Raw genomic sequence first — 19,773 nt, forward strand, 5'->3', positions numbered from 1 at the left:
TAGCGACGCGGCTCAAAGCAAGACGCAACGCTTCGATCACCGGCGTGAACGTTTCCTTCAACCGGTCATGCCGATACACGGGGAACGCCGGCCGCCGCCGATCACGCTGACTGAAGGTCGCCAGTTCTCCCGCGAGCTGCACAGTGGCCTGGAAAAGCGCTTCGGGATGCAGTCCGGTCATCGAGCCAAAATGCGCAACCAAGGGCTGCGCTCGATTGACGATCTGCAGCAGCAGGAAGTCGGAGATCTCCGCCATGCCCGCGGCTTCCGGCTGCGACAACCGGGACGCCAGCGCCTCGCCGCGTTGCTGGAGCAGACCGTTGAGCTCGGTCGTGAAGCGCGCGAGCTTGCCCACGACAGTGAAGTCCAGACACGGCGCGCAATACTCTTCGTCCAGCACCACACGCGAATCGCCCAGGCGTTCGATCACACGCGCAACGCCCACATACGCATGCGCATGTGCGACGTCCGGTTCGAGCGCAAGTTTCAACCGCAGCTTGCCAACCTGCAACAGCGTGCTGACGGCGTCGGGATCGTTGCTGTCGTGGACTTCGAACTCTTCCGTCCGATATCGCGCGAGGATGTCCGCACGCTCAGGTCCGCCCGACTCGGTCGCGCCCGGCCGGCGAACCGGCAATGCGAGCACCACGAGCAGGTTCGCTGTGCCCTCGGGAATGTCGAGCGGCTCGGGAAGGTCGTCATCGGCGGGAAGGTTGAACGGCGTGCCATCGGGCAGGACGCCCGCAGCCGAGCGCAGCGCGAGCTTGCCGAGCTTCAACAGCGCTTCATCGATTTCCACCGATGTGAATCCCCAGCCGTAAGCACGCAGGCTGTCAACGCGCGCTTCGAGTTGCGTCTGCACGTGCCGGTCGTGCTGCTGCAGATGCTGCGGCTGCAGGAACATGCCTTCCGACCAGATGACCTTGCTATTCCAGTACATGGCGTTATTCGCTTGGAGTTGAACGTGTGAGTGCGTCGAGTTGCGCCTGGTACGCGCGGCTGAAGGGCTCGCCGAAGGTGCGCTGGAAGTCGTCGCCGGCGTCACGCGCCACGTCCTCCCAGGTATCGACGAAACGCTGCCAGAGGCGCGCGCGGCGATTGCCGAGCAGCGCATCGATGCCCTTTGCCGGTTGCACCGACCGGTCGATCGTCACTGGATCGATGCGCGACATTGCGTGTTCGAGGGCCGCGCGCATGCCGGCGACGACGGCGAGTTCGTGCGTCTGGATATCGTGGAAGGCTTCCTGCAACGCGTCTTCAGGCGCGAGATATCCCGCGCCGCGTGCGCCGAGCATCTGCGTGAGCGCCATGTCGACGTCGGGGAAAAACTTGAGCGGATTGTTGTCGCGCTCTTCGATCAGCGTCATGGCGATACGCGTCTCGCGCTTGGCCATGGACCGTGAGCGCAACGCGGTCATCGTGCCCTGCGTCGCGACGCGCAGCATGCCGCCTACAAGACGCGCGAGGTCATCTGCGGCGATGTGACGGACAGTGCCGGCGTCTATGCCGAGACCTTCCAGCAGGGCTGTCAGCGTGGCGTCGTCGCCGGTGGAGGGTGTTGCAGCGACCGGTTCCGCGTGCTTTGGCTGAGGCGTTGGTGCAGGCGCTGGTTCCGGCAGCGCCAGAAACTCCGTCGCTGGAATCACCGGCGCAACCGTGTCCTGCATCTCGACCGGCGGGATAAACGGGTCGAAGTCCTCGGGAATGATAGGCGTCGCCGGTCCGTCCAAAACCGGCAACGTCGGCACTGCGTTCATCGCGCGTTCCGGCGATACGTGTTCGAAACCCCTGCTCGACCCCGACACCGAAAACGGCGACACTTCGTGTTTCGCCGGACCGATCCCAAGCGGGCTGTCGCCGGCGCCGAGGGCATCGATAAGCTCCTGATTCGCATTCACACCGAAACGCGCAGGCTCACGCAATAGCGGCGTGGCCGCGAGCGGATCGGGCGTGAATGGAGTATCGGCGCGACTATCCTTCGATGCTGCATGCGGCGCATTCCAGTCATCCGGAATCAGCGGCGCGGCCGGCTTCACGTCCCAGTCCGGTTTCTCCGGCAACGGCGCCGATGGTAAGGACACATCCGGGCGCGTCATCATGGTCATGTTCTCCAACTCGTGCTCGATGGACACATCCAGCGCATACGGACCGACCCGCAGACGATCGCCACCATGAAGCTGCGCCTCGCGTGATCCCTCCAGTATCTGGTCGTTCAGCAACGTGGGATTGCTGCCTGCATCGACCAGGATGAAAGCGCCATCGCGCCATTCAATGCGCGCCTGCACGCGCGAGATTGCGCGTTGCGTGTCGGGCAGCACGACGGTGCATTCGGGCGCGCGGCCAAGCGTGCCGCCGGCTGTATCGAACTCGATATTTTGCGGTGCGCTCAAAGCGCCGCCGCTCACGGTCATCCTCAACTTCGCTGCCCTGGACTGATTCGGTGACATGCGTAAAGCTCCTTATTTGACGACCTTGCGCGAGCCATCGTCGGCATCGCGCGGCGGGGTCGGCGGCGGTGGCGGCACGCTCAAGGGAACAGGAGGAATGCCGGGACCGATGGGGATCGGGATACTCGACATCTCGATGGTCTCCGGACCAATCAGGATGTACGAAGCCCCCGCGCGCAACGCGATGGTCGCGGTCGCCTCGATCTCCACGGCCATGCCCGCCTTGATCTGCACGGCCATGCCGGCGTTCAGCGAATAGGCTTCGCCCACGAACTGGTTGTGCGCCGTCATGGTCGCGGCCGTCACGCCGCCGAGCACGCTCGACTTGCTGCTGCCCATTACCGTGTCGTTGCGCGCACCGTTCGTCTTGATGAACTCGCTGCCGCTTACGCTCAAGTGACGATCGTGTTCTACGTTCATCAGCGCGTCGTGCTTGACCCACGTTTCATGATCGCGTTCGGCGTGAAAGAACAGTTGTTCGTCGCCCTTGCGATCATCGAGCCGCACTTCGTTGTAGCCGCTGCCGCCCTTGGTCGAGTTGCTTTTGAGCGTGGAGATGGCCGCGTTTGCGGGCAGCTCATACGGCGGCATGTTCGTCGAGTTGTAGACCGCGCCCGTGATCACCGGACGGTCCGGGTCGCCTTCGATGAATTCGACCAGTACCTCCTGCCCGATGCGCGGAAGCTGCATGGATCCCCAGCGTTTATTGGCCCAGCTTTGCGATACACGCACCCAGCATCGGTCGAGCTTTTGCGCGCCCGACGACTGCGCGAGTTGTTCCCAGTGGAACTGGACCTTTACGCGGCCGTATTGATCGGTGAGGATTTCATCGCCATCGGGGCCGACGACTACCGCCGTTTGCGGACCGCCTACGCGCGGCTCCGGCGTGGTTCGTGCCGTACGGAACGTGTTATCCGCGCGGATCGCGGTAAAGCTGCAATCGAAGATCGGCAACGTGCTGTCGCTCGTCGATACATACGCGTCGGAGACGATCTCCGCACGTGTCTCCGTAATCAGGTATTGGCGATCCTGTGCGGTCGCCGGATGATCACGCAAACGGATCAGACCGCCCGGGATGAGACCACGCGACGTGCTGCGTGCACTGATGGAATCGTTCTGCGTTTGATGAATCTCGACGTTCACGCGTGCAAGACGATCGCCATCCGCGGCCTTGACGTGACCCGTCAGGTGTTCCTGCATCACGTAACGCGCGGGATCGAAGGGCGCTGCGCGGGTTGCCCGCGCGACGAGACCGTGGCTGTTGCTCACCGATGCCTTCTCGAAGTCGTACTCGTTGACTTCGTATCGTCCAGTCTGCAACGTCGCGCCCGACACCCACCGGTACACGCACTCTTCATCCTGCTCGGGCGTGTCCCAAGCCTGGTACGGAATGGTGTCGTAATGCGGAATGGGACGATGTTCGCTATTCGAGTCGGTCAGCACGAGCGTATGTTTGCCGCCCGTGTAATCGAAAAAATAATGAATGCCTTCGCGCTCGAGCAGACGGCTCACGAAGTCGAAATCGGTCTCGCGATACTGCACGCAATTTTCGAGCGGCGGATAAGCTGCGCTGCATGCATTGCGGAAATCGATATCGAACGGTTCGAACACCGCGCTTACGATCTGCGGAATCGTCTTTTGATAAAAGAATCGCCGATGCGACGACTGCGTCAGCAGCCACAAGCGCGGATGCACGATGGCTTCGTAACGCGCCATGCGGTTACGCGTGGTGTCGCCGGGGACAATGAGCCGCAACGTAGTGACGATGCCATTGAACTGGCGCTCGCCGCCCGCCGGATAATCGAGCGTGACGGACAGGTTCTGGCCAAGCACGTCGCCGGGATCGATATCGTTGCGCGGGCTCAAGAATGCAAGCTGGAATTCATTCATGCGGCCGAGCGCTTCGATTGTCGACATGCGCATGAAGACGGCCGTGTCGCCAAGCGCGGCGCATTCCATGCGGACGTGGCGAGTACTAGTCGAAGGCATAGGTGAACTCCTCTGCTCGAACGCCCACATGTACGCGTGCAAGCGTTTTTCCATCGATCACGCGCGTCAGGAATTCCGTGCTGATCCGCGGCAACAGACTGTTGGTGAGGATCGCGTCGATCATGCGTCCGCCGCTTTCAAGCCGCGTGCAACGCACGGCGATCTGACCGACCACGTCTTCGTCGAAAGTGAACGGCACCTGATGTGTACGCGTCACACGTTTCGCCACCCGTCCGAGTTGCAAGCGGATGATGGAGCGCAGCATCGCGTCGCTGAGCGGGTAATAGGGGATCGTCACCATGCGGCCCAGCAACGCCGGCGGAAACGTGTGCAAGAGTTCCGCATGCAACTGTTCTTCGATGGTTTCCATCGCCGGCATGTTCTCCGGATCGCGGCACAGATGCGCAATGCATTCTGTTCCCACGTTCGTGGTGAGCAGGATCAGCGTGTTGCGAAAGTCGATGGCGCGGCCCTCGCTGTCTTCCATCCAGCCCTTGTCGAATACCTGGAAGAAGAGTTCATGAACATCGGGATGCGCCTTCTCCACTTCGTCGAGCAGCACGACGCTATGCGGCCTTCTACGCACGGCTTCGGTCAGCACGCCACCTTCCCCGAAACCGACATAACCGGGAGGCGCGCCTTTCAGCAGCGAGACCGTATGTGCTTCCTGGTATTCGCTCATGTTGATGGTGATGAGGTTTTGCTCCCCGCCATAGAGCAGTTCGGCGAGCGCAAGCGCGGTCTCCGTCTTGCCCACGCCCGATGTTCCCGCGAGCATGAACACGCCGACCGGTTTGTTTGGATTGTCGAGTCCCGCACGCGACGTGCGAATGCGCCGTGCGATCATCTCGGTTGCGTGACCCTGACCGATGATTCGCCGGTCCAACAGCTCACCAAGACGCAGCACGTTGTCGATATCGTTCTTCACCATCTTGAGAACGGGCACGCCGGTCCAGTCCTGAACCACCGCTGCGACCGCTTGCCGATCCACGCCGGGCAGGATCAATGGTGCGTCGCCTTGATGCTCGGCCAGCAACGCCTGTTGCGATCTCAGCGCGGCAAGGTCTGCACCGGCAGCGCCATCGCGTAGTTGCGAACGGCGCGCGAGGATGTCTTTTACGAGTTCGCGTTCAACGTTCCAACGCGTATCGAGCTCCGCGAGCCGCTGCGTTTCTTCTTCCAGCGCCTTCGATGCCACCTCGTGACGCGCGGCTGTATCGATACCGATCAGGCTTTCGCGTGTGATGACCTCGAGTTCCGTCTTCAACGCGGCGATGCGTTTCTGCGCGTCGTCCACTGCCGGCGGCGTAGCGTGCTGACTCACTGCAACGCGGGCACATGCAGTATCGAGCAGGCTCACGGACTTGTCGGGCAACTGACGCGCCGGAATGTATCGATGCGACAGGCGCACGGCCGCTTCTATGGCTTCGTCGAGCACTTGCACGCCGTGATGCTTTTCCAGCGCACCGGCAATGCCGCGCATCATGGTGATTGCGCGTGCTTCGTCCGGCTCGCGCACTTGCACGACCTGGAAACGCCGCGTCAACGCCGGATCTTTTTCTATGTACCGCCGATACTCCGACCACGTCGTCGCTGCGATCGTGCGCACGGTGCCGCGCGCAAGTGCAGGTTTCAGCAGATTGGCGGCATCGCCGGTTCCGGCTGCGCCGCCTGCGCCCACGAGCGTATGCGCTTCATCGATGAAAAGAATCACCGGGCGCTCCGCCGACTGCACCTCCTCAAGCACCTGGCGCAGGCGCGTTTCGAACTCGCCCTTGACGCCGGCACCTGCCTGGAGCAACGCTACGTCGAGCGTGCGCAGCGTGACATCGCGCAGCATGGGGGGAACATCGCCGGCCACGATTCGTTGCGCCAGTCCCTCGACCACGGCCGTTTTCCCTACACCCGCCTCGCCCGTCAGAAGCGGATTGTTCTGGCGGCGCCGCATCAGGATGTCGATGACCTGACGAATCTCTTCGTCGCGACCGACGATTGCATCGAGCTTGCCCGAGCGTGCTTGTTCCGTGAGGTCGACGGTGAAGCGCTGCAATGCGTCCTGATTGGTCGCAGGCATGGTGACTGCCGCTGACGGCGCATTCGAGGCTTGCGCATTCTCCGGCGAATCCGCGAGCAAAACGTCGAAGTCATTCACGAGGTCATCGAGTTTCACTCGATCGAACTCGCGCGAAATCCCGCGCAACGCGTTGCGTAAGGCCGGCGTCTTCAACGCGCCGACAATCAGATGCGCGCTGCGCACTTTCGCTGCATCGAACAACAAGGACCCATACACCCAGCCGCGCTCGACAGCTTCTTCCAGTTGCGAAGAGATGTCCGTGATCGATGTAGACCCGCGCGGCAAACGATCCAGCGCTTCTGTCAAATCACGCGCGAGCGCGGAAGGCTCCACGCCAAAATGCTTGATGATCCGGTGCAGATCCGAGTCGGGCAAGTTGAGTAGCTGATGCAGCCAGTGAGTCAGCTCCACATAAGGATTGCCCCGCAAACGACAGAACGTCGTGGCACTTTCCATCGCGCGATAGCTGAGTGTGTCGAGTTTGCCGAACATCACGGCGCGGCTGATTTCTGCCATGGTTATTCCTGTGCGAGAGTCTTGACGCGGCCGTTTCGGCCGAGCGGTTTGAGTAGGAGCTGCGTGGCGTCGGACGCAGCCGGACGCGTTAACAACCATGTTGTATAACCAAGACGCTGTAGCGGCCCGAGAGCAAGACGAGGTACTTCTGCGCGCCGCAATTGCAGGTTCAAATCCCATTCGAGCGGATCGCGCACGTAGTTGCGGATCCAGTCCGCGAGACGCACGAGGCTCGCGCCGCCGGGCAGGAATCGCTGATAGTCGGTCATCGAAAGCGGACCCAGCGCAACGCGGAACTTGTGCTGCCGGTCCCACGCTCGGCCCCCAAGCATGGTGCCGAGGCCGAGGCGGCCGCTTTCATCGGCGGCGCCCAAACGGCTCAGCGAACGCGCTGGCAAGTCGATCCAGTGACCGACGTTCTCCTTCACTTTCACCGGGACGTTGAAGAAGCGCATCAACACAAGACGCAATCCGGCGGCGTGACGGGTCGGACCGCTGAGTACGCCGGCAAAGTGAAGCTTTGCGAAGTCAGGGATGCTGTCGCGATTGCGCAGCGCCGGTTCGCCGAGCCCAAAGGTGCTGCCGACATATGCGGAAAAACGATCACCGTTGTTGCGGTCAAGGCTCACTGTCGGCTGCGCCACCGCCCATGATCGATAAAACAGCGACGTCATGCGGTGATGGAACACGTCGAGAAACCGCGCAAAGGTCGGGTCGTTGGCGTTACGCGTGCGGTCACGGATGTATTCGGTGAGATGCGTGGGCATCGGGCCGTTTGGTCCCAGCAGGCCGAAGAAATTCACGACCAGTTTCGGCGCTTTTTCACTTTCACCGTTCAAGCTGAAACTGCGCAACGTGGTCGGAAAGAAGATGAGGTCCGGTTCCTGACCGAAGCGTACGGCATCGTCACGCGGCCGCAACGATGAACCCACTCGCGGCAAGCCGGGATACGCGCATTCGAGCAAGCGCACGGCCTGGAAAAAGTCGAAGCTTTTTGCATCGGCGGAAAGCCGGTCGAGGATGGTCACAGCGTTTTGCATAACCCACTCCCCGGCGCCCAGCGCATGATTTCGCCGCGCGTTGCGCTCGTGACCACCGTCTCGGTGAACGAATTCAGCGATACATATTGAGTGAAGAAGCGCGCGAGCACCGCGCCAAAGAGAAACGCGCTTGCGCCTTCGAAGCCGATCTCATCGATCAGCAGGTTGATCTCCAGGCCTCGGCCAAATACGATCGGTCCGCGCGACGGCAAGCGACGCGTCACAGGCTGTGTATCGATGGAACGAAGACCGTCGACCTGTCTCGCCGCCGCGCCGTCGCCAGCGGGCGCATAGAGGCCGAGCAGATCGCGCATGGCTTGCGCACCCTGACCGTCGTTGCTGTCCACAAGCGACGCATAGTTCAAGGACAAGTGGCTCAGAAGCCGCCATGCAACCGGACCCTCTGCATATGACGGCAAAGGCCGGCTCGGACCGCCTATGCAACGCGCGCTGAGCACGGGCACTTCGAGATCGACGGTAAAGTCGGTCGCCGAATCACCGAGCGGCATGGTCAGTGCCAAGTCGCGGTTGGTGCATAACACGCTCAGGCCGAGTTGATGGAGCTCGCCGGGATACGGCGCGTCGGTTGTATCGACAAGCGCGATGAAGGTCTCGCTGCCAAGATAGTTGGAGCGCACGCCCCGTTCGTTTTGCCGCGATGAAGCCAGGCGTTTCTCGCGGCGTACCTGATAGAAAGCACCATTACGCGAGTCGGGAATGCCCATGTCGCGCGCACGGTAAAACGGCTGGAAGGGCAATTCAGAGCCTCCGCCCGCGCGATATCCGTTCACGCTCTGAATCTGGTACACCTCGAAGTCCATCGGGCGCGTGCGGTCCACCACCACATGGTGCTCGAACTGCTCCCCAGTCACCACAATGCGATCGGTGCGGCGCGGAAACAGGTTGATGCACGGCGTGCAGTGCAGCGCGAAATGCGACGCGTCGACAAGTTGTTCGAGTGTCAGATCGGCACGCGAGAGCAAGACGATCAACTCGATCTCATCGCTGCCGCAACGGGCCATGTGCGGCTTGAGTCCATCGATGGAAACGAACATGAAGCGTTGTGCAAACGCGAAATACTCTTGCAGCAAGCGATATCCGGGGAACGACTGGCTGCTGACGGGGAGCAGGGCTTCTTCGTCGGAGAAACCAAGGGGACGAATAGACGAAGCTGGCAACAGCTTGCCTTCGACAACCACGCCGAGCGTCGAGCCAAGCAGCAATTCGTATAAACGCGCCGGCAATCCCTCACCGCCGCGCAAATGAAGCGGGAGGTGGTCAAGCGAGATATCGCTGATCTTCTGGTTGTTCAGCGCGCGCAGACGCAGCCGCAGGCCAGCCTTCACGCCGCGCGGCAGCGGCATGTCCACGCCTGCAAGCGTGCCGGTATGTGTGAACAAGCGCGCTTCGACCAGCTCGATTGGCGACATCGTCATTGCATGCGCGGTCCGGAATTCGCAACGCGTGGAACTGTCGCCGTCGAGCCGTCCATGCAAGGCCGTACCGCGCGGAACCAGGACTCCCTCGGCGAGCGACGGATGCGTCATGTCCGGTTGAATCTCCACGATTGCCATGGCCGGCGTCGGCGCGAGATAGTGCGGATAGACAAGCTCTGCAAGATGCTGCGTGAAGCGTGGAAACTCGGCGTCGATCTTCATCTGCACGCGCGCCGAGAGGAAGCTGAAGCCTTCCAGAAGACGCTCGACGTAAGGATCGGCGCATTCGAAGCTTTCGAGCCCGAGCCGTCCTGCGACCTTCGGAAACTCCTTCGCAAACTCACCGCCCATCTCGCGGACGTGCTGAAGCTCCTGGCTGTAATACTCGATCAGTTTGGGGTTCATGGTCAGGGTGGGTTATGTCGCGAAATTCAATTCGCGCCGGCTTGCTCGGATAAGTTGACCGTCCCGGCTTCGAGGTCGAGTTCGGTACGCAAATAAAGACGTTCGGGGACAGGGTGCGCATGCAGATCCCCCTCCACGATGAACGCTATGGCGTTGTGCTGGCCCGTCGTCTCACCTGACTGCACGGCACGCACGCGCAGCGTGCCGGGGAGAATTCGCGGTTCGAACGCACGGATGGTGTCGGCCATCAGACGCTCGATCTGCACAATGTCCACATTCGACGCACTCTTTCCCGCAAGGTCGGAGAATCCGAAATTGAGCACTGAATCCGCGACATGCGGAAACCGTTCAATGCCGTGCGACGCAGAAATCCCTTGCGCATTCAGGAGCCATCCGAGATCGCGCATCAGGCTCTGCCGCAACGCCCGCGCAGAACTCGCGCGTTGCTCACGTACCTCGCGGGTCGCATCGCGGTCGTGATCGGTCAGGCGTTCGAGCAGCGAGGGCTGGATGCGCCCTGCGTTGCGCGCGATCGTCGGCGGCTTCGTCACGATCACGCTTCCGCGTTAGCGGGGATATTCCACTTGCTTTCGACCACGCCGCCGAGTGCCGAGCCGGACGTCGGATCTTGCTGCTGGTAGCTCACGTGGAATTTTTCGAAGTTGAGCGTGACGGTCTCGGTGAACCGGTCTTCGCCGTCCGAGCCACCCGTCGAATAGTTGGTGACGAGCACTTTTTCCAGTTCGATGATGTAGTACTCGAGCGGCTTGGTTCCGCCGGCCTTGCGCACGGTCAGCTTGCCGGTCGGATAGTGCTTGCCGGTCGTGCAAGCGGTGACAATGGAAGGCGTCGAGCGGTCGGTATATTTGGTGACCGACAGGTCGTGGACCGCGACCTTGCCGCCGCCACCGCCGGTACCGAGGTGCATGGTCCCGGACTGGCTCAGGCCCCAGCTCCACGAGAGAATATCGATCTCGTCCTTATGCACTGAATCCAGCGATTCACCCTTGACTGTACCGAGATCCAAGAAAATATCGACTGCCATGATTTGTTATCCTAAATAGATGATTGCGATTAAACAAACGTTCGGGCCAAGCCCGGTGACTAAAGAGAGTTACGCGGCTTTTGCTGAAGGCAGCTTCGACACCAGACGCAACGAAACCGTCAGACCTTCGAGTTGGTAATGCGGACGCAGGAAGAACTTCGATGTGTAGTAGCCCGGGTTGCCTTCGACCTCTTCCACTACCACTTCGGCTGCAGCGAGCGGCCTGCGTGCCTTCGTCAACTCCGACGAATTCTCGGGGTCTCCATCCACGTATTGAAGGATCCAGTCCTGCAGCCAGCGCTGCATATCGTCCTTCTCCTTGAAGCTGCCCACCTTGTCGCGGGCAATACATTTCAGGTAATGCGCAAAGCGGCTGCAAGCGAACAGGTACGGCAAGCGCGCTGCGAGATTCGCGTTGGCGGTTGCGTCCGGATCTTCGTATTCGACCGGCTTGTTCAGCGATTGCGCTCCAATGAACGCAGCAAAATCCGAGTTCTTCTTGTGCACGAGCGGCATGAAACCGTTTTTCGCGAGTTCCGCCTCACGACGATCGCTGATCGCGATCTCCGTCGGGCATTTCATGTCGACGCCGCCGTCATCGGTGGGAAATGCATGAACCGGCAGGTTCTCCACCGCGCCGCCCGACTCGATACCGCGGATTCGCGAGCACCAGCCATACGTCTTGAACGAGCGGTTGATGTTCACCGCCATTGCGTAGGCCGCGTTTGCCCATGCGTATTTCGATGCATCCGCGCCGGCCGTGTTTTCTTCGAAGTCGAACTCCTCGACTGGGCTCGTCTTCGCGCCGTAAGGCGTGCGCGCAAGGAAGCGCGGCATCGCAAGACCGATGTAGCGCGAATCATCCGAGTCACGCAGCGAACGCCATGCAGCGTGTTCCGGCGTCTGGAAAATCTTGGTCAGGTCGCGTGGGTTGGCAAGCTCCTGCCACGAGTCCATCAGCATCACGGCAGGATCGGCGCCTGCGATAAACGGCGCGTGCGCGGCCGCTGAAATCTTGCCCATCTGCGTCAGGAAATCGACGTCCGGACCACTGTTGTCGAAGTAGTAGTCCGCAACCAGTGCGCCGTAAGGTTCGCCGCCGAACTGGCCGTATTCTTCTTCATAGAGCTTCTTGAAGAGCGGGCTTTGATCCCACGCGACGCCCTTGTATTTACGCAACGAGCGATGCAAATCGTTCTTCGAGATATTGAGCACGCGCAGCTTCAGCGTCTCATCGCTTTCCGTGTTGGTCACAAGATAATGCAGGCCGCGCCACGCGCTTTCGAGTTGCTGGAATTGCTCGGTGTGCAGGATCACGTTCACTTGAGCGCTGAGCTTTTCATCGATCTTCGCAATCAGCGATTCAATGGTCGCAAGCGCGTCGTCGGAGACGAGATGCGTGTCTTGCAGCACCTGTTCCGCGAGCGTGCGTACCGCGCTTTCCACGGCTTCCTTGGCTTTGTCGGTGCGTGGCTTGAACGCCTTTTGCAAGAGACGTCCGAACTCGCCGGATGCATCCGTTTCAGTCGCCTGTGCTTCCTGCGTGCTGCTCGTTTGCTGCTGCATATTGTCGCTGGCATCTGCCATGATTGTTCCTCTTGGCTTGCTGGTTGATAGGGATTCAGGCGTGCAGGATCACGCTTGCGGCTTGGGTGCGGAAGCCAGCGCGCTGAGCAGGGCTTGATCTTCCAGCAGCTTGCCGACCAGCTTCTCCGCGTCAGTCTTGCCGTCCATGTAGGTCAACAGGTTCTGCAACTGGCTGCGTGCTTCGAGCAACTTCGCTAGCGGCTCGACCTTGCGTGCAATCGCCGCCGGGGAGAAGTCGTCCATGCTTTCAAACGTCATGTCCACGCCCATCTTGCCGTTTCCCGTCAGCGTGTTCTCGACCTGCATGGCAACGCGTGGCTTCATGGAGCGCAGGCGTTCGTCGAAGTTATCGATGTCGATTTCGAGGAACTTGCGATCCGCCACCGGCTGCAGCGATTCTTCAGGCGTTCCCGAGAGATCCGATAACACGCCCATGACGAAGGGCAGATTCACCTTCTTTTCCGAGCCGTAAACCTCGACGTCGTACTCGATCTGCACGCGCGGCGCACGATTGCGTGCGATGAATTTCTGACTGCTTTCCTTGGCCATCTTCCTGTTCTCCGGTGAATGAATCGAACGAGCTATTCGGGTGCCGACATGCCGGCCGTTCCAACTACGCTGGTCAGTTGAGCCAGCCCTTCGGGTGCAAGGTCTTTCAGCAAGTCGACGAACGACTTGTCGACAAGTCCACGTGCACGATGCAATAACAGCGGCACTGGACTCGAGGGTTCGTGGCGTGCGTAGTAGTCGCAAAGCCGGTCTAGGGTCGCGATGACATCGGCGCGAGTGGCGAGCTGGTTTGTTTCCGGCGCAGGGATATTGGTCGTGACCGACGCTTGCGCGGTTGTGTGCGCGTCCAGTTCCGGCGTTTTGTCGACGCCCAGTTTTTTCAGGCAATCGCCAATGAGCGTTTCACCTCTTCGCAACGGCGTCTTCAACGCAGCGAGGTCCAGCGCTTGCGCCATGCCGACGCGTTCCGTCAGCACGACCTCGATCCGTTCCGCATACGTCAACGCCGCGCTGAACGCAGCCTTCAGCGATACCGCGCGATGGACCGAGGCTGCTATCGCCGCTTCGATTTCCGCAAGGCTCATCACGGTGCGGGCGGCTGGCAGGGGCATATCGCCGTTGGCATAGAACCATTCGCGCAACGTGAGCGGCAACGTTTGCGATGGAAGCTGCGGCAACAATGGCGTATCAAGTAGTTGTCCAAGCACGCCCGATGTATCCACAAAAGCGGCGAGCGCATTGATGCGTGCCGTCGGATCGCTGCCGTCGTTCGTGTCGAGTTGCGGATGTACGTCATTCCAATGACGCTCCAGCAGGCCATCCGCGAGCGCGAGTCCATCGGTAAATCCAGCGACGCCTTCAATGGCGAGACACGCCCGCGACAAGAAAGCGACGACTCTCAAGTCGCGGCTGCGCGACATCAACTCGACGCACAACGTATTCGCTGCACTCCAGTCGGGCGGGACGGCCGCAACTACGGTCTTGCCATATTCCGCTTCAGGCTTCCCGTTGACCGCTTCTTCCAGCAACCGGAACGATGGGTCGTATTCAAGATCCGCGCCGCAGGCGAGTTCTGCGGAGACGTCTTCGAGCCAGGCGGCCCACTCGATATGCGTGATGAATTCAGGTGTCATGTCGGAACTTCAGAACAGCTCGGTTAGGTAACTTATTCAAGCGTCAATCAACACGTCTCTTACCTAACAAAACATCTTGAAGCGTGGTTTATTCCGAATTGTTTTTGCAGGCCGCACATCGAAAGTGTTTCTGAATGAAACAGGGGTTCCTGCCGGAGGTCAAAGCAGGTATTTCCGCGCGATGCGGTATCAAACAGCTTTGGCAATTGGCAATCAACATCGGATACCTAACCAATTGATGAAAAAAAAAGCGCGCTTCAAAATCACGCGCGCTTTAGATGACCGCAATCTGCTCATTGAGGCGCTGCTTGTTGCCCGTCCGCATCGAACTCCGCCTGAATCGCGACATGTACGTCGTCGCCCACAGCCGGATACCATGTCGATAACCCGAATTGAGCGCGGCTGAAGTGACCATCGGCGGAGAAACCGAGGGTTTCCTTTTTCGTCAGCGGGTCTTTGGCATGACCGTTGAACGTGACCGCCAGCGTCACTGGCCGCGTCGTGCCACGAATGGTGAGGTCGCCGGTCAGCTCGCCCTTTTGATCCCCCGTGCGCTTGAACTGCGTACTGACGAAGTGGATGGACGGGTACGTATCCACGTTCAGCACCTCGTTGCCCTTGATCATCTTGTTGAGAATGGGGACATTTGTGTCCAGGCTGTTTGCATCGATAGTCGCCTCCACCGTGCTTTGTTCCATACCGCCCGCGTTCCAGTTCAGTTGCGCATCGGCTTTATCGAAGCGCATCACAAAGCGCGAATACTTGAAGTGGTCCACGTCAAAGCTGACGTTCCAGTGATGCTCGTCGAGCTTGTAGCGCCCCGCTGGAACGCTGGTTTCATTCGGCGACACGGAATGCGTCACCACGCTGAGCGCCGTGCAAGCGGACAACGAGATCAATCCCGCCACCAGCAGTCCCGCGCGAATTGTGTGAAAGCTCGATAAGAATCTGGACTGCATCATGGTCGTCCTTGTCATGCTATTTGTAGAAAGCGTAGTTCGCGATATACGGAGAACTGCCCGTCTGGTGTTCCGCTGTACACGCGGCCGCGGGCATCAGACCGCCGACGGTATTGATGCGTTGAACATAGCGGATATTGGACAGCGTACCGCTCGCGCCCGCGCTGTGTGTTTCCAGCAGCAACTGCGGGATGCTTTCAGCGGTTGCGCTGGGCGTTTGCGCAAGCACGTGGCCGACTATACGGCTGCCATCGTCCGCTTGCCATGACGGTCCTGCCGCATGCTTGATCACGGCTTGCCCGCTGGTATCGTAAAGCGTTGCAAGCGGACTCTTGAATACCCACGCCAGGTGATGCTGTGCATCGTATTCGCATGAATAGACCTGTACGCCGGAAGCAGTCGTGGACATGACCTGTTCCGCTTGCGGGGGGTCAATGGATGCCGCGGCGAATGCGCTAGAACACGTCGCGATCGCCGACACAAACAACGCGGCGGGACGAATGGAACGACTGGACAGAAGTGACATGACATCCCCGCTTGAATGCTTCGACAAAGCCGCGCCGGCAGGCACCGGGGTTCCGGATGCAACAAGACGACGGAGGGAAATGAGCAAGTTGAACATGGGTGGAGCCCGTAAGTGTGGATTAGTTGCAGCCGTTACCGTCTGGTTCCTCCTGGCTGCTTTCGATACAACACCTCACGGTTCAGATCTATTCCATCGGTAGATCAAAGCGCTTAGCCGCCGAAAAGTCCCTGTAAGGACCCTGTCGGCGGCTAAGCGCTAATTATTCAACGAATGGAGCGGCAGGCTTATTCCCTTGCCCTTTTCTTTATCCCTCGCGAAAGATGAAGCTGTAAGCGTTAAGCGCCGGTACGCCGCCTAAATGCGCATAAAGCACCTTCGATCCCGCCGGAAATTCCCCGCGTTTTACCTTGTCGATCATGCCGTGCATCGACTTGCCTTCGTAGACCGGGTCGGTCAGCACGCCTTCCAGCTTTGCGCAAAGGCGGATTGCATCGAGCGTGCCTTCATTTGGCAGACCATATTCGGGGCCGCCGTAACGCTCGTCCAGCACGATATCGCTCGCTTTGATGTCCTGCCCGAGTTCAACCTGCTCCGCCGTTTGCCGCGCAATCCGTTGGATCTGCTCGCGGGTTTTCTCAGGTTTCGCCGATGCATCGATACCGATCACCCGATCCGCGCGTCCATCCGCTGCAAACCCGACCACCATGCCCGCTTGCGTGCTGCCCGTCACCGAGCACACCACGATGTAATCGAACTTGAAGCCAAGTTCCGCTTCCTGCTGCCGCACTTCCTCCGCAAAGCCAACGAATCCCAGCCCGCCAAGCGGATGATCCGAGCAGCCCGCAGGAATCGCGTAAGGTTTGTCGCCTGCCTGCCTGACGCTTTCCAGCGCGTCCTCCCAGCTCTTGCGGAAACCGATATCAAAGCCATCCGCCACGAGCCTGACATCGGCGCCCATGATCCGCGACATCTGAATATTACCGACACGGTCATACACCGCGTCCGAATAGTTGACCCAGTTCTCCTGCACGAGCACGCATTTCATGCCCAGATGCGCGGCGACGGCGGCGACCTGTCGCGTCTGGTTCGACTGAATTCCGCCGATGGACACCAGCGTATCGCAGCCCTGCGCAATCGCCTCGGGGATCAGATATTCGAGCTTGCGGGTTTTATTGCCGCCGAATGCCAGCCCGCTGTTGCAGTCCTCGCGCTTCGCATACAGCTCGACTTGCCCGCCCAGATGTTCCGATAAACGCTTGAGCGGCTGGATTGGCGTGGGGCCAAACGTCAGTGCATGCCGCGGAAATTTCTTAAGATTCATGTCTCGCTCCGGTGATCAGCCAGGTCGCCGCAACCATTTGCGTCGATACGAATATGGTAAAAAAATTCGCCGCGATCGGTGTTGCAAAGAAAAATACTTTATCCTTATTTACGAGGCTTAATCCGGATTTTCACTTAATTAACATGTGGACCATTGCCGATGAGCGCAACAAAAGTTCGTGCTATATCGCGGGGAAGCGTCAAGACGCCTGATTCTCAAGGCGCCGAGGTCGATCGCGTTGACCGCGCTATCCTCCGGCAATTGCAGCGCGATGCTTCCATCTCCAACGTGGCGCTTGCCGCGAAGGTCAATCTCAGTGCGCCGGCGTGCTTGCGTCGCGTCGAAAGATTGAAGCAGGCGGGATTTATCAGCGGGATCGTTGCATTGCTTGCGCCAAAGAAACTCAACGCCGGCATGCTGGTGATGATTGGCGTGGTGCTGGATCGATCGACGCCCGAGTCCTTCGCCGCCTTCGAAAAGGCCGCGCAAAAAGTGTCGGGTTGCATGGAATGTCACGTCGTGACAGGCGAGTTCGATTACTTCATGCTTATCCGTACGCGCGACAGCGAGAGCTTCAACAAGCTGCATGCCGAGCAATTGCTTTATCTGCCGGGTGTGCGGCAGGTGCGCAGTTTCATGGTGCTCAAGGAGATCTTGTCGACGACGAGTTTTCCCGTTTGAATGGCGTGGCCACGCAGCCCGGTTAAAATGCCGCGGATACATCAACCGGAACAAGGGACTTCACGAATGGCATCGGACACGACCAATACGCAATACGACAACGCGTCGATCATCAAGCGCGCGAACATTTACTTCGATGGAAAATGCGTATCGCATACCGTCCTGCTTGGCGACGGAACGCGCAAGACGCTAGGGGTCATATTCCCCGCATCGCTGAAGTTCTCGACGCAAGCCGCCGAGCAAATCGATGTCAACGCCGGCCGTTGCCGCGTGCGAAATCCCGGCGAGGACCAATGGCGCGAGTACGGTCCGGGTGAATCGATCGCGGTGCCGGCTAATACCAGTTTCGATATTGAAGTGATCGAGACGCTGGATTACGTCTGCCATTATTTCTGATTTTTTGAGCGGCTGGACGGCGCTGAGAACGCCGTCTTGATTCGGCCCGTGAGATGCTAGTCGACTGGCCGCGTCCAGTCGTCAAGTGAAGAGGTAAGCTTTCCTGCTGGCTTCGGTACCGTGCCTTGTGCCGTCACGACCGTTTTAGTCGGCTGCGGGTCAAGCACAGGACGAGGTGTACTGCGCACCGTCGCCTGTTGCTTGACCGCCTGCGGCCCCTTGCCGATAAGCGCCATCGAACTGTCCTTCACCTCGATGCGAACAGGATCACTCTGCTTCCACTGCTTACGTGGCAGCACCATCCGCCAAGTTGCTCGTTGACTGTCCTCCCGGAAGAACGCCACGATCGCAACGTACTCCGTATCGTCACTCATCGGTTCGCTGATGCTCGCGTTTGCGTTCGGCCGAAGCACGACGTCCGTTGTGGTCAAGAGGTCGGGTTTCAGAGCGTCCAGATCATTGCTTTGTAGCTGCGCATAATCGAGTTGCTCAAACGCCTGTGGCGTCTTCAACTGATAGACGCGGAGCACTGTAGACAAAGATTGTCCCGCGCCGTTCGTATTCAACGACGACCGGCTTATGAGGTCGAGGTTCATCGCCTTGACCTGGGTGGTGAATGCCCACTTCGCTGCGTCCACGGTCCCGGTTTTCACAGACTGGGCGATGCCGCAGCCGGTGACGAGCAGGCTGGTGCACAGCGCGGCAGACAAGATCGCGCAGCGGTTGATTTTAATGCTCATTGCGGTGTTCCATGTTTTCGCTTTGGCCATTCCATGTGCCGAGTTGCACACGCGTGATGACGCCTGTTTTGTACGGGCGCTCGAGTTGCTCCAACTGGCTTGTGTATCCAAGACGAACTTGGTCTGAAGCGATATCCGCCCTCGGCATCAACTTTGGAGAGACGTGCATCTCCAGATGTGCATTTGCCTCGTACCCGAGATAAAACCGCAGCAGCGCCATGATTTCACCGTGAAGTTGGCGGCCAGGCGTAAGGCCTAACACCGACTCACACGTTATGGGTGTGATGACCACGCGCACGCAATTGCCGCGATCGTAGAAACCGCGTCCGAGCACGCAGTTCTCGCCTAATGCGGTCGGCTCGAATTCGGTCAGATGAATCCAGACCGGATGGAATTCCGCGACGGTGATCCTTGCATCGGGTACGGCGTGTTGCAGCACGCCCGCGAGTCCCTCGGCCGTGCGCGTGCGCTGGCCGGCGAGACCAAGCATCGAGAGCAGCTTGCGCGTACCGACCGTCTTTTCGATCGATGGATGCCCGATACCCAATCCCACAAGGCTGACCAGACAACGCGAAACTTCGTCCGTGCCGCCCTTTTTAAAGCCCGCCGGGAAGCGATACTTTCTCCACGCCCGATAAAACTGCGTCGCAATGCGATGGTGGAACATGTCGAGAAACGCCGACAGCGGTTCGGCGCCGTCGCGGTTCTGCGCGACTTCATCGATGAAATACGATGGCATGTGCGCATCGACGCCGTAAAGACCGAGAAAGGTCGTGCGGACAGAGGGTGGCTTGGATACGTCGTCGTAGTCGTACTCGACTGCGTCGATCTCCTTGCCCGGAAAGCCCAGGCGTTGACGCGATCTAAAGCGAACGAGCTCGTTCGATGGCGAATCGGTAGTGCCAAGCGGCGCGTCGTCGGGCGCAGCGAGCTCAAGCAATTCGCAGAAACGCATGAAGTTCATCTGC

The 19,773-nt window shown here is 59.7% G+C and carries 18 protein-coding genes; 2 read left to right on the forward strand and 16 right to left on the reverse strand.

The window, feature by feature from the left end; translation table 11 throughout:
• The 14 genes from tssK to ACRXB1_RS05915 form a co-directional block, all read right to left on the reverse strand.
• The coding region (gene tssK / locus ACRXB1_RS05850) for a type VI secretion system baseplate subunit TssK (protein WP_449491420.1) at window positions 1-940 on the reverse strand (940 nt) is incomplete at its 3' end.
• Window positions 941-944: 4 nt separating this feature from the next.
• Window positions 945-2,447, reverse strand: coding sequence for a type VI secretion system-associated FHA domain protein TagH (gene tagH, locus ACRXB1_RS05855; RefSeq protein ID WP_449491421.1), 1,503 nt, complete (start codon window positions 2,445-2,447; stop codon window positions 945-947).
• 12 nt (window positions 2,448-2,459) lie between these two features.
• Window positions 2,460-4,436 carry a type VI secretion system Vgr family protein gene (locus tag ACRXB1_RS05860; protein ID WP_449491422.1) on the reverse strand — a complete coding sequence of 659 codons (1,977 nt, stop codon included), beginning with the start codon at window positions 4,434-4,436 and terminating at the stop codon, window positions 2,460-2,462.
• Entirely contained in the window at window positions 4,423-7,026 is a 2,604-nt protein-coding gene (gene tssH / locus ACRXB1_RS05865; RefSeq protein ID WP_449491423.1) for a type VI secretion system ATPase TssH, read from the reverse strand. The genes ACRXB1_RS05860 and tssH overlap by 14 nt, the downstream gene beginning before the upstream one ends.
• Window positions 7,027-7,028: 2 nt before the next feature.
• Window positions 7,029-8,066 carry a type VI secretion system baseplate subunit TssG gene (gene tssG / locus ACRXB1_RS05870; RefSeq protein ID WP_449491424.1) on the reverse strand — a complete coding sequence of 346 codons (1,038 nt, stop codon included), beginning with the start codon at window positions 8,064-8,066 and terminating at the stop codon, window positions 7,029-7,031.
• Window positions 8,051-9,907 carry a type VI secretion system baseplate subunit TssF gene (tssF, locus tag ACRXB1_RS05875; RefSeq protein WP_449491425.1) on the reverse strand — a complete coding sequence of 619 codons (1,857 nt, stop codon included), beginning with the start codon at window positions 9,905-9,907 and terminating at the stop codon, window positions 8,051-8,053. Before tssF ends, tssG (ACRXB1_RS05870) begins: the two co-directional genes overlap by 16 nt.
• A gap of 26 nt (window positions 9,908-9,933) precedes the next feature.
• Window positions 9,934-10,458, reverse strand: a complete 525-nt coding sequence (tssE, locus tag ACRXB1_RS05880) for a type VI secretion system baseplate subunit TssE (RefSeq protein ID WP_449491426.1) — start codon at window positions 10,456-10,458, stop codon at window positions 9,934-9,936.
• A gap of 2 nt (window positions 10,459-10,460) precedes the next feature.
• Window positions 10,461-10,952: an Hcp family type VI secretion system effector gene (locus ACRXB1_RS05885; RefSeq protein ID WP_062001343.1), complete on the reverse strand. Its 492-nt coding sequence runs from the start codon at window positions 10,950-10,952 to the stop codon at window positions 10,461-10,463.
• 69 nt (window positions 10,953-11,021) lie between these two features.
• On the reverse strand, window positions 11,022-12,518 hold the full coding sequence (gene tssC, locus ACRXB1_RS05890) for a type VI secretion system contractile sheath large subunit (RefSeq protein WP_449491438.1): 1,497 nt from the start codon (window positions 12,516-12,518) through the stop codon (window positions 11,022-11,024).
• A gap of 69 nt (window positions 12,519-12,587) precedes the next feature.
• Window positions 12,588-13,088, reverse strand: a complete 501-nt coding sequence (gene tssB / locus ACRXB1_RS05895) for a type VI secretion system contractile sheath small subunit (RefSeq protein ID WP_449491427.1) — start codon at window positions 13,086-13,088, stop codon at window positions 12,588-12,590.
• A 32-nt stretch (window positions 13,089-13,120) separates the two neighbouring features.
• Complete coding sequence (gene tssA, locus ACRXB1_RS05900; RefSeq protein WP_449491428.1) at window positions 13,121-14,182, reverse strand: type VI secretion system protein TssA; 1,062 nt, start codon at window positions 14,180-14,182, stop codon at window positions 13,121-13,123.
• A gap of 293 nt (window positions 14,183-14,475) precedes the next feature.
• On the reverse strand, window positions 14,476-15,144 hold the full coding sequence (locus ACRXB1_RS05905) for a YceI family protein (protein ID WP_449491429.1): 669 nt from the start codon (window positions 15,142-15,144) through the stop codon (window positions 14,476-14,478).
• Window positions 15,145-15,160: 16 nt separating this feature from the next.
• Window positions 15,161-15,622 (reverse strand): DUF3455 domain-containing protein, encoded by a 462-nt coding sequence (locus ACRXB1_RS05910; RefSeq protein WP_373408607.1) that lies wholly within the window; start codon window positions 15,620-15,622, stop codon window positions 15,161-15,163.
• A gap of 349 nt (window positions 15,623-15,971) precedes the next feature.
• Window positions 15,972-16,988, reverse strand: coding sequence for a 1-aminocyclopropane-1-carboxylate deaminase (locus ACRXB1_RS05915; protein ID WP_449491430.1), 1,017 nt, complete (start codon window positions 16,986-16,988; stop codon window positions 15,972-15,974).
• Between the two features lie 159 nt (window positions 16,989-17,147).
• Here ACRXB1_RS05915 and ACRXB1_RS05920 point away from each other — a divergent pair, with 159 nt between their 5' ends.
• Both ACRXB1_RS05920 and ppnP read left to right on the forward strand, forming a co-directional pair.
• Complete coding sequence (locus tag ACRXB1_RS05920) at window positions 17,148-17,669, forward strand: Lrp/AsnC family transcriptional regulator (protein WP_086381534.1); 522 nt, start codon at window positions 17,148-17,150, stop codon at window positions 17,667-17,669.
• Window positions 17,670-17,735: 66 nt separating this feature from the next.
• On the forward strand, window positions 17,736-18,065 hold the full coding sequence (gene ppnP, locus ACRXB1_RS05925; protein WP_174363379.1) for a pyrimidine/purine nucleoside phosphorylase: 330 nt from the start codon (window positions 17,736-17,738) through the stop codon (window positions 18,063-18,065).
• A gap of 56 nt (window positions 18,066-18,121) precedes the next feature.
• On the opposite strand, the gene tssJ is transcribed toward ppnP, so the two are convergent.
• Both tssJ and tssG (ACRXB1_RS05935) read right to left on the reverse strand, forming a co-directional pair.
• Entirely contained in the window at window positions 18,122-18,805 is a 684-nt protein-coding gene (gene tssJ, locus ACRXB1_RS05930; RefSeq protein ID WP_449491431.1) for a type VI secretion system lipoprotein TssJ, read from the reverse strand.
• The gene (gene tssG / locus ACRXB1_RS05935; protein WP_449491439.1) at window positions 18,795-19,769 is read right to left on the reverse strand and encodes a type VI secretion system baseplate subunit TssG; all 975 of its coding nucleotides are present in this window, start codon (window positions 19,767-19,769) and stop codon (window positions 18,795-18,797) included. Before tssG (ACRXB1_RS05935) ends, tssJ begins: the two co-directional genes overlap by 11 nt.
• Window positions 19,770-19,773: the final 4 nt, after the last annotated feature.

The sequence above is a fragment of the Caballeronia sp. M23-90 genome (genome assembly GCF_053574605.1).

What these genes read in the sequence shown, in the direction of transcription:
- tagH (WP_449491421.1), bottom strand. Translation starts at nt 2,447, where the DNA reads ATGTCACCGAATCAGTCCAGGGCAGCGAAGTTGAGGATGACCGTGAGC.
- ACRXB1_RS05860 (WP_449491422.1), bottom strand. Translation starts at nt 4,436, where the DNA reads ATGCCTTCGACTAGTACTCGCCACGTCCGCATGGAATGCGCCGCGCTT.
- tssH (WP_449491423.1), bottom strand. Translation starts at nt 7,026, where the DNA reads ATGGCAGAAATCAGCCGCGCCGTGATGTTCGGCAAACTCGACACACTC.
- tssG (WP_449491424.1), bottom strand. Translation starts at nt 8,066, where the DNA reads ATGCAAAACGCTGTGACCATCCTCGACCGGCTTTCCGCCGATGCAAAA.
- tssF (WP_449491425.1), bottom strand. Translation starts at nt 9,907, where the DNA reads ATGAACCCCAAACTGATCGAGTATTACAGCCAGGAGCTTCAGCACGTC.
- ACRXB1_RS05885 (WP_062001343.1), bottom strand. Translation starts at nt 10,952, where the DNA reads ATGGCAGTCGATATTTTCTTGGATCTCGGTACAGTCAAGGGTGAATCG.
- tssC (WP_449491438.1), bottom strand. Translation starts at nt 12,518, where the DNA reads ATGCAGCAGCAAACGAGCAGCACGCAGGAAGCACAGGCGACTGAAACG.
- tssB (WP_449491427.1), bottom strand. Translation starts at nt 13,088, where the DNA reads ATGGCCAAGGAAAGCAGTCAGAAATTCATCGCACGCAATCGTGCGCCG.
- tssA (WP_449491428.1), bottom strand. Translation starts at nt 14,182, where the DNA reads ATGACACCTGAATTCATCACGCATATCGAGTGGGCCGCCTGGCTCGAA.
- ACRXB1_RS05905 (WP_449491429.1), bottom strand. Translation starts at nt 15,144, where the DNA reads ATGATGCAGTCCAGATTCTTATCGAGCTTTCACACAATTCGCGCGGGA.
- ACRXB1_RS05915 (WP_449491430.1), bottom strand. Translation starts at nt 16,988, where the DNA reads ATGAATCTTAAGAAATTTCCGCGGCATGCACTGACGTTTGGCCCCACG.
- ACRXB1_RS05920 (WP_086381534.1), top strand. Translation starts at nt 17,148, where the DNA reads ATGAGCGCAACAAAAGTTCGTGCTATATCGCGGGGAAGCGTCAAGACG.
- ppnP (WP_174363379.1), top strand. Translation starts at nt 17,736, where the DNA reads ATGGCATCGGACACGACCAATACGCAATACGACAACGCGTCGATCATC.
- tssJ (WP_449491431.1), bottom strand. Translation starts at nt 18,805, where the DNA reads ATGAGCATTAAAATCAACCGCTGCGCGATCTTGTCTGCCGCGCTGTGC.
- tssG (WP_449491439.1), bottom strand. Translation starts at nt 19,769, where the DNA reads ATGAACTTCATGCGTTTCTGCGAATTGCTTGAGCTCGCTGCGCCCGAC.